A 14,247-nucleotide genomic window follows, 5' to 3' on the forward strand; every position below is an offset into this window, starting at 1 on the left:
CGCGAAGCCGCAGAACCCGCCCAACTCCGCCCCACGGCAAGCCCGTTCACACCCGCCCCCCACGCCGAGAGTTTCCGACCCGAGAGAGGACCACGTGCTCCCCAGCATCACGGGCCAGTATCTGGCCCGCTACCAGCGCCTCGGCGACGCGGGTGACCCGGCAGCCGCACTGCTGCCCGTCACCGGGGCCCAGCGGCGCTTCCTGCTCGTACGCGCCCTCGACCCGGCGGGCCGCGCGGACATCGTCCCGATGTTCTTCGCGTTCCCGCGCGGCACCGTCGACCCGGCACGGCTGCGCGCCGCCGCCTGCCACCTGGCCGCCCGCCACCCCGTACTGCGCTCCCAGCCGTGCGTCGTACGCGGCACGCCCGCACTGCGGCCGCACCCGGCGGACGTACCCCTCGACCACGTCGACTGCGCACCCGGGGAGAGCGCCGAGGACGCGCTGCGCCGCACGCTCGCGGGCTGGGCCGCACAGGGCCCGCCCCTGCGGCTGTTCCTCGCCCAGGACACCGCGCACGCCGATGAGGAACTGCTCGCCGTCGTCCTGGACCACACCGCCTGCGACGGCCAGTCACTCGCCCGCATCGTCGAGGAACTCGGCGCCGCCTACCGCGACCGCCTCGGCCCCGACGACCTGTCGCCCGCCGAAGCGGCCACCGAACTGGCCGCGTACCGCGACGCCGTCCTGCGCCAGCTCGACGCCGAGGACCGCGCGGCCTCGCCCCGCGCCCTCGCGTACTGGGGAGAGCGGCTGCGGACGGTACGCGAACAGGCTCCGCCGCCCCGAACGCGCCCCATATCCGCCGAACTGCCCAGCGGGGCGATGGAGTTGAAGCTCCCCTCGCCCGCCGGAGGCGTCCCCTTCCCGGCACTGCTCGACGCCTGCCGGGCGGCCGCCGAGGCCCTGTACGGCACCGGCCCCGTATCGCCCATCGGCTACCCGTGGGGCGGCCGGCCGGCCGGTGCGCAGCCGGTGCTCGGCTGCTTCCTCAACACCGTGGTCTTCCCCGCCGACACCCGATCGGCCGCGGCACCCGAGGTCACCGCCACACAGTGGTGGGACGACCTGGACCGCGCCGACACCCCGTTCGACGAAGTGGTGCGGGCCGCCCGCGCGGGCGGCTCCGCCTGGTCCGGCAGGCTCGACGGCCTGCTCACCGTGGACGACGCCCGCCACCGCACACCGCTCGCGCTCGGCGGGACGGCGGGCCGCGAAGTGCACATCGGCGGCCGCCAGGTCCGCGCGCCCTTCGCCGTCTCCGCGACCCAGGGCCCCGAACTCCATCTCCGCATGGTGTGGGACCGCACGGTCCTCGACGACGCCGCGGCCGAGGACGCCTTCGCGGCCCTGCGCGGAGCACTGCCCGCCGAGGCGCCGACCCACTAGCCACCCCCGCGCCGCACACGGACGTCCCCGGACGGCCGCGTACCCCCCAACCGCCCGCATCCGTCCGTGCCGCGCGATCCGCGGACCGGCCGGCGCGCCGCCGTGCGGGCGCACGACCGCGCTCCGCACCATCCGACCCGACAACCCAAGGGATCGCCCATGCTCCCCCTCTCCTCCTCGCAGGAGATCGTCTGGCTGCACGAGCAAGTGCAGCCCGGCAGCCGCGCCTACAACTTCACGGCCTCGCTCGACCTGTGGGGCACCCTCGACGTCGACGCGCTGCGCAGCGGCCTCGCCGCCACGCTCGCCCGCCACACCGGACTGCGCCTCGAACTCGTCGCCGTGCCGGGCGCGATGCCGGGCCAGCGGGTGGCCGACGTCTGCCTGCCGCGGCTGCGCACCGTGGACATCTCCTGGGAAGCCGACCCCGAGGCCGCCTTCGAGAAGCTGCTGCGCGACGAGGCGGAGACCCCGCTCGACACCTTCGAGGCGCCGCTGATCCGCTGGACCCTCGTCAAGCTCGCCGAGGACCAGCACCGGCTCATCCACGTGGAACACCACCTGATCCACGACGGCCACTCCTTCGCGATCCTTTTGCGCGACGTCTTCAGCGTCTACCGGGCCCAAGTGCTCGGCGAGACCATCGAGTTGGGCACCCCCAGTTCGTACGCCGACCACGTGCGCGCCCGCGCGGAGGACGTACGGGCCGAGGAGCTGAGCAAGAGCCTGGCGTACTGGTCCGACACGCTGCGCGACGCCTCGTACGACATGCCGCTGCCCGGCCTCACCCGGCCCGGTGCCCGGCGCCGCCACCACGGCGGACAGCTGCGCCAGTCGATCGGCGCGGACCTCGCGGAGCGGCTGCGCGCCCACACCCGCGAACGCGGACTCACCCCCTTCGCCACCCTCCTCGGACTCTTCGCCGAACTGTTGCGCCGCCACAGCGGACGCAGCCAGATGGTGGTGGGCACCGCCGTGGGCAACCGGCCGCGCGGCTTCGAGGACGCCGTCGGCATGTTCGTGAACACCATCCCGCTCCGCCTCACCCTGGACGCGGCCGCACCGGCCGAGGACACCATGGACGAGGTCACCGACACCCTCATCCGCGCGCTCCCACACCAGGAAGTGCCCGTCCAGGAGCTGACCCGGGCCCTCGGCCTGCACACCTCGGGCGCCGACAACCCGCTGTTCAGCGTCATGTTCAGCGCCCACGACGCGCCCCTGCCCGAACTGGACGTGCCCGGCCTCGAAGTCACCCTGTTCGAGGGATTCAACACCGGCACCACCCGCTTCGACCTCGATGTGGTGCTGCTCCCCGACGACCGGCGCGGCGTCAGCCTGCGGCACGGCACGGCGGGCATGACCCTCGTCTGGGACTACGACGCCGACCTGTTCGGCGAGCCCGTGGCCAAGCTGCTCGCCGAGCGCTTCCTCGACCTGCTGCGGGCCTACCTCGACGCGCCCGCCACCGTCCTCGGCGACCTCGCGCTCCCCACCACCTTCGCGGAACCCGAGCCCGCGCCCGCCGTGCCCGAGGACCGCGACGCGCTCGACCCGGCCGCAGGCCAGGACCCGTCGCTGCCCGCCCTCCTGATCGGCGCCCGCCGGCTCACCTACGGCGACCTGGACGCCCAGGTCGCCTCGCTCGCCGAGCGGCTGCTGGCCGCCGGTGTGAGCGCCGGACAGCCGGTGGCGGCGGTCCTGCCGCGCGGCGTCGACTCGGTCGTCACCCTGCTCGCCTGCCTGCGCACCGGCGCCGTGTACTGCCCGCTGTCGCCGGCCGACCCGGCCGCCCGCCTGGAGCTGCTCCTGGAGCGCCTCGCCCCCGCGCTCGTCCTCACCGCCGAGGGCAGCCCGGTCCGCGTCCCCGAGAGCCTGCCGAGCGCCCACGTCGACGCACCCGCCCTGCCCGCCGCGCGCCCGGCAAAGGCCGTGCCGAACACGGCGTACATCATCCACACCTCCGGCTCGACCGGCATACCCAAGCCGGTGGCCGTCGGACGCGACGCCCTGATCAACCACCTGACCGGCACGGCCGAGCGCTTCGGCCTCGCGGCCGGCGACCGGGTGCTCCTGTTCGCCCAGCCGTCCTTCGACGTCGCACTCGAAGAGGTGCTGCCCTCGCTGCACGCGGGCGCCTGCCTCGTCGTACCGGAGCAGGACGTGCCGACGGGCGGGGAACTGGCCCAGCTCCTCGCGGCCGGCCGGGTCACCGTGGCCAACCTGCCCACCAGCTACTTCCTCGCCACCCGCGAAGACCTCCTGCCGGTCCTCGGGGAAGGGCGCTGGGCGCCGCGCCTGATCGTCCTCGGCGGCGAACGCATCCCCGCGGACGTGATGCGCGGCTTCTTCGCCGACACGGACACGGACACCGCCACCCCCTTCTCCGTGCTCAACGTGTACGGCGTGACCGAGGCGTCCATCAGCTCCACCGTGCACGAGATAACCCGGGACAGCCTCGTCGAGGGCGCCGAGATCCCGCTCGGCGGCGAACTGCCGGGCGAGCGGATCCACGTCCTGGACGAGGGCCTGCGCCCGCTGCCCACCGGCGCCGTCGGTGAACTGGCCATCGCGGGCGCCGGGCTGGCCGAGGGATACGTCGGCAACCCGGAGGCCACCGCCGCCCGCTTCGTCAACGTCGAGGCGCTCGGCGGCGAGCGCGTCTACCTCACCGGCGACCTCGGCTACCGGGGCCAGGACGGGCTGCTGCGCTTCCTCGGCCGCCGCGACAACCAGATCAAACTGCGCGGCTACCGCATCGAGCTCGAAGAGGTCGAGGCCGCGGCCTCCGCCGCGCTCGGCGGCCGGTCCTGCGCCGTCGTCCTCGACAAGGAGTCCGGCGGCGGCCCCCGCCTCGTCGCCTTCCGCGAGCGCGCCGACGAGACCGAGGAGTGGGACGAGCAGGCCCTGCACGCCGAGCTGAGCAACCGCCTCCCCGGCGCCCTGGTGCCCGGCCGCTGGGTCCTCCTGGACGCCATGCCCACACTGGCCGGCGGCAAGCCCAACCGGGTGGCCCTCGCGCGCCTCGCCGCCGAACTGGCCCCCGCCGCACCCGTCGAGGAAGCGCCGCCGATGACGGACCCCGCACTCTCGCGGGACCCCGCCGTCGTGCTGCTCGCGGAGGGCTGGCGCGAGGTGCTCGGGCACGACCGCTTCGAGGAGAGCTCGCACTTCTTCCACATCGGCGGACACTCCCTGCTCGCCGCGCAGTTGGCGGCCTGGCTGGAGCCGCGCCTGGGCGAACGCCCCTCGCTGCGCCTGCTCTTCCAGCACCCCGTCCTCGCCGACCAGGCCCGCGCCCTCGCCGCGACCGCCTCCGCCGAGACCGCCACCCCCGCCCTCAGTACGCCGAAGGAGTCGTGATGACCGAGCAGTTGATGGACCGTCAGCACCCCATGGCCACCGACGCCTCCCTGAGCGTCCTGCGCGGCGCCTCCCTCGCCGGGCCCGCCACCCCCGGCGTCCTCGCGCGCTACGAGGAGTGGGTGCGCACCTCTCCCGAGGCCCCCGCCGTGATCGACGGGCAGCACCGCTGGACGTACGCGGAGCTCGACGAGGCGGCGGACGCCGTCGCGAAGACGCTGGCCGACCGGGTCCGGCCCGGCGACCTCGTCGGAGTCTGCCTCGACCGCTCGGCCGCCCTGGTCGTCACCGCGGTCGCCCTGGCCCGGCTCGGCGCCGTCTACCTGCCGCTCGGCCCGCGCCCGGGCGAGCGCCGCATCAGCGCCGTCGCCGAGGACATCGGCGTCGTATGCCTCATCGGTGACCCCGCCGTTCTGACACACCGTCAAGATGGGTACGCTCAGGTCGAGTTGCCTCTGTCGCTTGAGGGCGTCAACGCCGCCACCTGCGTGGTGGCCGCCTTCGCTCCGGTCGCGCCGGGCGCCCGTACCGCGCCGCCCGAGGCCCTGTACGCGGTGCTCACCTCCGGCTCCACCGGCCGCCCCAAGGCGGTCGCCGTCGCCGAACCCGCCCTCGCCGCGCTCCTCGACTGGTACCGCGCGGAGACCTCGCTCGCCCCCGGCGACCGGCAGTCCCTCCTCATCGGCGTCGCCTTCGACCCGCACCTCCTCGAGCTGTGGGGCGGGCTGACCTCCGGCGCGGCGCTCATACCCGCCCCGGACGAGGTCCGCTGGGACCCCGCCGCCCTCACCGGATGGTGGCGCGACGCCGAGGTCACGGTCGCCGTCTCCGCCACCCCCATGGTCGAACCGCTCCTCGACCGGCCCTGGCCGCAGGACCTGAAGATCCGTCACCTCGTGGTCGGCGGCGACCGGATGCGCCGTCGCCCCGGGCCCGACGTCACCGCCACCGTCCACAACGCCTACGGTCCCGCCGAAGCGACCGTGGTCACCACCACCCACGCCATGCGCCCCACCGACCCCGACGTGGCCGTCGACGCCGCACCGCCCATCGGCACCCCGATCGCGGGCGCGACCGTCGCCGTCACCGACGCCGACGGCACGGTCCTCCCGCGCGGCGCGGACGGCGAACTGCGCGTCGGCGGCCACTGCCTGGCCCTCGGCTACCTCGACCCGGAGCTGACCGCACGGCGCTTCACCGCCCCGCCGGCCCAACTGCCGGACCTCGACCGCATGTACCGCACCGGCGACCGGGTACGCATGCTGGCGGACGGCCGCCTCGAATTCCTCGGCCGTCTCGACGACCAGGTCAAGATCAGCGGAGTGCGGATCGAACCCGCCGAGGTCGAGGCCGCGTTCGAGCAGCACGACCACGTCCGCAGCGCCGTGGTCACCGCCCCGCGCGACACCGAGGGACGTGCCCGGCTCGTGGCGTACGTCCTCGCCGCCCCCGGCACCACGCCCGCCGCCGACGAACTCATCGCCGCCGTACGGGCCTGGCTGCCCGAGCAGGCCGTCCCCTCGACCGTACGGTTCGTGGACGCCTTCCCGCTGGACGCCAACGGCAAGGTGGACCGGCCGGCCCTCCTCCAGCAGGCCGGACAGGCGCCCGCACGCGCCGCCGAGGCCGCCCTGCCCGGCGACGCGACCGCCGACGAACGGCTCGTCCTCGCCTCGGTCCGCGACCTGCTCGGCCGCCCCGAAACCACCCTGGACGACAACTTCACCGACGCCGGAGGCACCTCCATCCTCGCGGCCCGCCTCCTCGAAGTGCTGGAGCGGGAGACCCAAGTACGGCTGCGCGCACCGGAGTTGCTGCGCCAGCCCGACCTGCGCGCGATCGCGGCCGTCCTCGACCGGCGCCGCACCACCGCCCGCACCCCGGGGTCCTGACGTGACGAACCCGCGGCCTCTCCCCTCGACGACCGGAAGGAAACGACCGTGACCGTGGCACAGACCGGCCTGCCCGCCCTGGTGGCGCGGCACGCCGAACGCACTCCGCACGCCCTCGCGGTGGCGGACGGCGACACCACCCTGACGTACGCGCAGCTCGTCTCGCGGGCCCGCCGCCTCGCCTCGCACCTGCACGACCAGGGCGTACGCCCCGGTGACTCGGTGGCGCTCCTCATGCCACGCTCGGCCGGGACCGTCGTCGCCCAGCTCGCCCTGTGGTGGGCCGGCGCCGCCTGCGTGCCCCTCGACCCGGCGCACCCCGGGCCCCGTACCGCCGCCATGCTCGAAGACTCCGGCGCCACGCTGACCATCGGCGACAGCAAGCTGCTCGAAGCGGCCGCACCGACCGGAGCGGTCCTCGCCCTGCCCGGCGACGAACAGCTCTCCGACCTGGAGATGCCCGGCGAAGGCCCCGGCGCCGACGACGTCGCGTTCGTCATGTTCACCTCCGGATCCACCGGCCGCCCCAAGGGCGTCGCGATCCCGCACGGCGCCATCGCCGAACTCGTCACCGCCCCGGACTACGTCACCGTCACCGCCCGCGACCGGGTGCTCCTGCACTCCCCGGCGACGTTCGACGGATCCACCTTCGAGGTGTGGTCGGCGCTCGCCAACGGCGCCGCCGTCGTGGTGTGCACCACCGAGCGGCCCTCCTTCGAGGACCTGGCCAAGGAGGTGGAACGGCACGGCGTCACCGTCGCGTTCTTCACCACCGCCCTCTTCCACCAGCTCGCCGCCCGCCGCTCGCGCGTCTTCACGCTCCTTCGCACCGTGGTCGTCGGCGGCGAGGCCATGGCCGCCCAGCACGCCCGTGCCGTGCTGCGCGCCTTCCCCTGGGTCGAGCTCGTCAACGGCTACGGCCCGACCGAGACCACCACGTTCGCCACCGCCCACCGCGTCAGCGACGCCGACTGCGACGGGCCCGTGCCCATCGGCCGCCCGGTGGCCGGCGCCACGGCCCACGTCCTCGACGGGGCGGACCTGCCCGTCGAAGACGGCGTACGCGGCGAACTGTGGATCGGCGGCAGCCGCCTCGCCCACGGTTACACCCGGCGGCCCGAGCTGACCGCCGAGCGCTTCGTCGACCACCCGATGCTCGGCCGCCTCTACCGCACCGGCGACCTCGTCTCCGCCCGCCCGGACGGCATCCTCGACTTCCACGGCCGCACCGACGACCAGATCAAGGTGCGGGGCTTCCGCATCGAGCCCGGAGAGATCGAGCACGCGCTGCGCGAGCAGCCGGAGGTGGACGACGCGGCCGTCACCGTGCGCCGCCCCACCCCCGACGACGCCCGCCTCGCCGCCTTCGTGGTGGCCGGGCCGGGGCCGGTGCCCCGCTCCGAGGCGCTCCTCGCCCGGCTGACCGCCTTCCTGCCCGGCCACCTGGTCCCCGACGAGCTGACCGTCGTCGACCGGCTGCCGCTCACCACCTCCGGCAAGGTCGACCGCCGGGCCCTCGCCGACCTCGCGACCGCCGTCGACACCATCGGCGCCGCCGAGCCGCTCACCCCGCTGCAACAGGCCGTCGCGGAGGTGTGGGGCCGCTCGCTCGGCTGCGAAGTGACCCGGCCCGACGCCGACTTCCTCGAACTCGGCGGGCACTCCCTGCTCGCTCTCGTCGTCGCCGAGGAACTGCGCGAGGACCTCGGCGTGGAGCTGTCCCTCGCCGACTTCTTCACCGCCCCCACGGTCGCCGGACACGCCGACCTGGTCGAGCGCGCCCTGCTCGCCGCACACACCGACCTGCACCCCGACGCGCCCGAGGACACCGATGGCCGCCACTGACACCTCCGCCGCCCTGCAGCAAGAGCTGCTGCGCAGGGCCCGCGCCCGCGCCGCCGGCCGCTCCACCGCCCCGGCGCAGGCCGAGGTCCGCCCCGCCGGACCCGCCCCGCTCACCCACGCCCAGCGCCGCATGTGGCTCATGGAACGGCTCGGCGGGCACAGCGCCCAGTACAGCGTGCCGTTCGCGACCCGGCTGACCGGCCCCTTCGACCCGGACGCCCTGAGCACCGCGCTCACCGGGCTGGTGCGCCGCCACGAAATCCTGCGCACCCGCTACGGCCGCGACGGCGACGAGCCCTACCAGGAGCCGCTGCCCGCCCCCGGGGCGATCGAGGTCATCGTGGTCGAGTCCCCGGACGACGGCGACCGGCTCCTGACCGAGGAGGCCCGCCGCCCCTTCGACCTCGCCGACGGCACGATCCCGCGCGCCCTCGTCCTGCGCCACGGACCGCGGGACCATACCGTTCTGCTGACGTTCCATCACATAGCCATCGACGGCGGCTCGTTGGAGACCGTGGCCGAGGAACTCTGCGCACTGTACGAGGCCGCCGTGGACGGCCGTACCCCCGTGCTGCCCGAGCCGCCGCAGTACGCGGACTTCGCACGCCGCGAGCACACCGACCCGGCCCGGCTCGAAGACGGTCTCGCCCACTGGACGCGGCGTCTCACCGGAGCCACCCCGCCGCGCCTTCCCCGGCCGCTCACCCTCCCCTCCGACGTGGCCGAACACCCGGCGGCGACCCGCTCCACCGCACTCGGCGAGCAAGTGCTGCCCGCGCTGCGCGAGCTCGGCCGGCAGCGCCGGGCCACGGTGTTCACCGTGGGCCTCGCCGCCGCCTTCGCCGCGCTGCACCGACTCACCGGCGAACACGACCTCGTCATCGGCTGCGCCGCCACCCACCGCGAGGGCCCGGCGATGCGCGGCCTGGTGGGCCTGTGCGTCAACACCCTCCCGGTGCGCGTCGACCTGTCCGGCGACCCCGGCTTCGCGACCCTCGTCGAGCGCGTACGCGACGCCCTCCTCGAAGCGCAGCGGCACCGCGAAGTGCCCTTCGACCTGATCCTGGAACGGCTCGGCGCGGCGGCCCGGGGCGACGACGGCACCGCCCTCGTCCGAGTCACCTCCGACGTGGTGGGTGCGGGGACCGCTCTGCGACTGCCGGGACTTGAGGCGCGCCCCGTCGAAGTGGGCGTCGGCGAGGCCAAGTTCGACCTGACCTTCGGCCTGTGCGACACGGACGAGCCCGCGAGCCTGGTCCAGTACGGCAGGGCCGCCCTCGACGAGGAGACGGGCCGAGCCCTGGCCGCGTCCTTCGCCGAACTCCTCACCGCCGTGGCGGCCGACCCCGAACTCCCGCTGTGCGCACTGCCGGGACGGCCGGGACCGCTGGGACAGCCGGAGCCCACCGGCAGCCTCGCCGAGCCGGAGGACGACGGCCGCCATCCGGCCGAGGCCCGCCTGCTGGCCCACCCCGAGATCGCCGACGCACACGTACCGGACCCGGCGGGCGGCCCCCTGCTCGCCTACGCCGTACTGCGCCGCACCGGAGGGCCCTCACCCGTCCAGCTCCGCACCCATCTGCGCGGCGCCCTCGGACGTGAACTCGTCCCCGCCACGGTCATGTTGCTCGACGCGATGCCGCGCTCGGCCGACGGCGCCGTGGACACCGCACGGCTGCCCGCGGCACCGGCGCCGGCCACACCCAGGAGCCCCCACCTCGAAGCGGTGACCGAGGGGTTCGCGGCACTCCTCGGCCAACGGCCGCTTCCCGACGACGACTTCTTCGCGCTCGGCGGCCACTCGCTGGCCGCCGTCCAGCTCGCCGAACGTCTGCGGTCCGCGCTGACCCTGCCGCTGGTCGGCCTCGACATCATGCAGACCCGTACCCCCCGAGCCATCGCCGAACTGCTCGACGCGCGCGCCGCGGACCGGGCGTCTGCCGTCGCCGCGTCGGCCCCGGCCGCTTCCACGCGACCGCGCCGGTCGCGCGAGGGCACGGTCCTGGTGACCGGCGGCACGGGCGGCGTCGGCGCCTTCGTGCTGCGCGAACTCGCCGCGCGGGGAAGGCCGGTGCTCGCGCTGGCCCGTCCCGAGTCCGCGCACCTGGTCGGCGGCGACGGCATCGAGGTGATCGAGGGCGACCTCGGCGACCTGGACGGTCTGCGCACCGCCGTCGAGAGCGCGGACGCCGTGATCCACGCCGCATGCACCTTCACCCGCCCCGACGTGGACGTGGCCGCGATGCGGGCCATGGTCGACGCGTGGCGCGGCGGCCCCTTCGTCTTCGTGAGCAGTGTGGACGCCTACGGGCAGCCGAAGGCCGCCCAAGTGCCCGAGGAGTCGGCCCCGCAGGCACCGCTGAGCCCGTACGGCCAGGCCAAGCTGGACTGCGAGCGGCTCCTGCTGAGCGCGGCGGGCACCGAAGGGCGGGGCGGCGCGAGCGCCGTACGGTCGCCCATCGTGTGGGGCGCGCACGACCGGCTGCGCGACCAACTCCGCTGGGGTGCGACGGGGTTGCTGTACCAGGCCGCCCTGGGCGGCCACCCCATCGCCCTGCCCGCCGCCGGCGCCGGGGGCCATGACTGGTACGGGGCGCCCTGGGTGCACGCGGCCGCCCTGGCCCGCGCGGTGGTGTCCTGCCTGGACGCACCCGTGCACGGCGTGGCCAACGCGGTGAGCGGTCACGTGGCCTGGTCCGACCTGACCGCCGAGCTGGTGACGCTGCTCGGCAGCGACAGCGCCGTCACCTTCGAGCAGGAGGTGCACCGTGACCTCGACCACCGCTGGCACTACCGCGCGGACCGCCTCGCCCCGGCCCTGCGCCCGGCTCCGGGTGAGGACCTGCACTCGGTACTGACGGCGATGATCGAGCCGATGAAGGGCTAGGTGTCGTCAACTGGCCATGCCCGCGCCGTAGTTGTTGTTCCCGTAGCCATGCGGCGCGGGGACAGGTGGGTGTGTGTCGGAGCGGGTTTCGCATGCCGAGCCGCCATGTGGAGTGGCCATATGGCGGCTCCAGGCATGGGGCGCGGCCACATGTGTGCTGCGTACAGTGGTCGGCTCACCCTCGGCCGAGGAGCGTGCACCCGCACCTGTCTCACCGGCCCCGCTTGATCAGCAGGAGTTTCCGTGTTCCTTCCGCAGTCCCGTCCTTCCGCCTCCGCCCCGGTGCTCGTACGGCCGACGGCACGACGGGCGGCCGTGGCCGGCGCCCTGGTGCTCCCGGTGGCGCTGCTCGCCCTGCAGATCGGGGCGGGCTCGGCGGCGCGGGCGCGCACGCAGGGAACGGCGCCGGACGCCCATGCCCCGACCGTCGGGGCGGAAGCGGTGGCCGGGGCGGCCGTGCGCGAGGGAAGGGCGCCCCTCGAAGCCACCATCTCCGAAGGGCAGGTCAAGGAGGTCGCGCCGGGCGGTGTGCTCACGTACCCGAGTGTGACCAGCTGCCTCACCGTGACGGTCCGTCTGCGCGGCGGCGGCCTGGTGGGCGCGCACGCCAGCCTGTTCCAGGTGCCCGGCGAGCTGCGCTCCGACGAGATACTGCCCGCCCTGAAGGCTCGGGCCGGGGGCCGGCCGGTGGCCGCCGTCGAGGTCAGGGGTGCGGTCGGTGCCTGGCACCCGAGTTACTTCACCAAGGCGATCGAGAGCTACGGCGACATGGACCCGGTGCCGGTCCCGACCGGCCAGGACGTCGAAGGCATCGCCCGCGCGGTGGCCGACGGGCTCGGTGTTCCGCGCCCCCTGGTGACCGTCCAGGACGTGCCGGACGGCGACCAGATCGTCCGCTGACCCCGTGACCCCGTTGACCTCGCCCAGCCCGTGGACCGCGCCGACCCAGTGGACCGCGCCGACTCCGCCGACCCCGATGGGCCGGCTCGGCGGGGTCAGCGCAGTGTGGTCGGGGGCAGGAATTCGCGGGGTGCGTCCCGGTGCCACCATGCCCCGGTCGTACGGAGTTCCTGCCACGTGGTGAAGCGGTAACGCCACGAGCGGGCGCGGATGAATACGGGTGGCGCGTCGGGAAAGGGATTGTGCCGCAACAGGCGCAGCGTATCGGGGTCGTTGACCAGAAGCCGTTCCACGAATGCGCTGAACCAGGAATATCCGTAGGACGGCGAGAGCGCCAGGAACCAGAGCAGCCAGTCGAGCCGCAGATGGTACGGGGCGAACTGGCGCGGTAGCCGCCGGACATCGCCCGGCTTTCCGTGGAACTCGTACTCCCGCCATACGGTTCGCTCCGTCACCGAATCGTCCGCCGTGCCCTCGATGACGACTTCACGCCGGACGCGCGTGATGCTCCCGAAGGCACCGTACGAATTCACCAGATGCAGGGGCTCGTACGTCGTGTTCATGCGCTGCCCGCGCGAAAGGAGATTGCGGGCGGGGCGATAGCTCAGCACCAGTACGAGCACGGCCACCATCGCGACCACGATCTCGTACCAGAGCGGAGGGTGGGGGAGCGGAGGTGGGCTCGCGACGGGGGAGCCGTCGAGGGCGGCGGCGGCGAGGACGATGGTCAGCCAGTTCAGCCACGCGAAGTTCCCGGAGAGCACCAGCCACAGCTGGGTGCAGATGATCAGGCACGCGGCGATGCTCGCCACGGGTTGTGGGGTGAACAGGGCTACTGGGACGACGAGTTGGACGAAGTGGTTCGCCGCCACCTCCGCCCGGTGCAGAGGCTTGGGCAGATGGTGGAAGAACCAGCTGAGCGGCCCGGGCATCGGCTGCGTCTCGTGGTGGTAGTACAGGCACGTCAGATCGCGCCAGCACGGGTCGCCGCGCAGCTTGATGAGGCCGGCGCCGAACTCCACCCGGAACACCACCCACCGCAGCAGCCACATCAGGATCACCGGCGGGGCGACGTCGTCGTTCCCCAGGAAGACGGCGAGGAACCCGGCCTCCAGGAGCAGCGACTCCCAGCCGAAGCCGTACCAGGTCTGGCCGACGTTGACGATCGACAGGTACAGGGCCCACAGCACCGCCCAGCACACCATCGCCGCCCAGAGCGGCACGGCATCGGCGGCTCCCGCGACGACCGCCCCCGCCAGCACCGCGCCCGACCACGCGCACAGGGCGAACAGGCGGTCCGTGTACCGCAGATGGAACAGGCTGGGTGCACTGCGGAACGGCACGCGCCGCACGAAGGCGGGCACGGGAAGCATCCCGCGTTCCCCGATGAGTGCCCGGAACTGCAGGGCCGCCGCGAGGAACGCCACGAGATAGACGGCCGCCAGCGAGCGCTGGAATACGAGTCGGCCGAACCAGTACGCCGACGACGAGAACCACTGCACGGCGGGGCGCCTCCAGGGTGGAGCGGAAGGGCGGAAGAGTCCGCGACCTCTTCGTAGCGGGGATCCGGGTGCGGGTCGAGACGGCCGACTGCCCCGTCACCCGCTCGCGCGACAACCGTGATCATCGGAAGAGGGCCGGAGGCGTGGCGTTGCCCGGCGGCGCGAAGACCCGGAGGCCCGGAGGGGCAGTGGGGCGGTGGCCCGGTGGCCCGGTGGCCCGGTGGGGCGGAGGCGCGTGGCCGGCAGGCGGTCGGCCAGTGGTCGCATCGCGCCGTCGCCGCCGGGGCGGGTCCCCGGGCCGGTGGCCGTTTCGCCCGCCTGGCCACCTGGAAACGCCACAGTGCCGGCCGGCCGGGGCGCCTCGGGGAACTCAGACGAAATCTCCCGGCACCGGGAAGGGCGTTGCGATCGGCGATATCGCGACAGCCGATTTCCCCCTCGTCGAGGGGCGGTGTCCGTGCGAGGGTC

Annotated in this window: 7 protein-coding genes; 6 read left to right on the forward strand and 1 reads right to left on the reverse strand. The window is 74.3% G+C overall.

Going from position 1 to position 14,247, the window contains the following annotated elements; translation table 11 throughout:
- Window positions 1–94: 94 nt before the first annotated feature.
- The 6 genes from ACFYZA_RS02310 to ACFYZA_RS02335 all read left to right on the forward strand — a co-directional run bounded on the left by ACFYZA_RS02310 (window position 95) and on the right by ACFYZA_RS02335 (window position 12,277).
- Window positions 95–1,390, forward strand: a complete 1,296-nt coding sequence (locus ACFYZA_RS02310) for a non-ribosomal peptide synthetase (RefSeq protein WP_388486409.1) — start codon at window positions 95–97, stop codon at window positions 1,388–1,390.
- A gap of 159 nt (window positions 1,391–1,549) precedes the next feature.
- Window positions 1,550–4,753: an amino acid adenylation domain-containing protein gene (locus tag ACFYZA_RS02315; protein WP_388486411.1), complete on the forward strand. Its 3,204-nt coding sequence runs from the start codon at window positions 1,550–1,552 to the stop codon at window positions 4,751–4,753.
- Window positions 4,753–6,645 (forward strand): non-ribosomal peptide synthetase, encoded by a 1,893-nt coding sequence (locus tag ACFYZA_RS02320; protein ID WP_388486414.1) that lies wholly within the window; start codon window positions 4,753–4,755, stop codon window positions 6,643–6,645. The genes ACFYZA_RS02315 and ACFYZA_RS02320 overlap by 1 nt, the downstream gene beginning before the upstream one ends.
- 48 nt (window positions 6,646–6,693) lie before the next feature.
- Window positions 6,694–8,490: an amino acid adenylation domain-containing protein gene (locus ACFYZA_RS02325; protein WP_388486416.1), complete on the forward strand. Its 1,797-nt coding sequence runs from the start codon at window positions 6,694–6,696 to the stop codon at window positions 8,488–8,490.
- Window positions 8,477–11,377, forward strand: a complete 2,901-nt coding sequence (locus tag ACFYZA_RS02330; RefSeq protein WP_388486417.1) for a condensation domain-containing protein — start codon at window positions 8,477–8,479, stop codon at window positions 11,375–11,377. Before ACFYZA_RS02325 ends, ACFYZA_RS02330 begins: the two co-directional genes overlap by 14 nt.
- A 243-nt stretch (window positions 11,378–11,620) precedes the next feature.
- Window positions 11,621–12,277 (forward strand): hypothetical protein, encoded by a 657-nt coding sequence (locus ACFYZA_RS02335; protein WP_388486419.1) that lies wholly within the window; start codon window positions 11,621–11,623, stop codon window positions 12,275–12,277.
- Between the two features lie 95 nt (window positions 12,278–12,372).
- Here ACFYZA_RS02335 and ACFYZA_RS02340 read toward each other — a convergent pair whose 3' ends face one another.
- Entirely contained in the window at window positions 12,373–13,779 is a 1,407-nt protein-coding gene (locus ACFYZA_RS02340; protein WP_388486421.1) for a lipase maturation factor family protein, read from the reverse strand.
- Window positions 13,780–14,247 lie beyond the last annotated feature (468 nt).

The organism is Streptomyces sp. NPDC001828, assembly GCF_042892175.1.
In the GTDB taxonomy this organism is placed as follows: domain Bacteria; phylum Actinomycetota; class Actinomycetes; order Streptomycetales; family Streptomycetaceae; genus Streptomyces.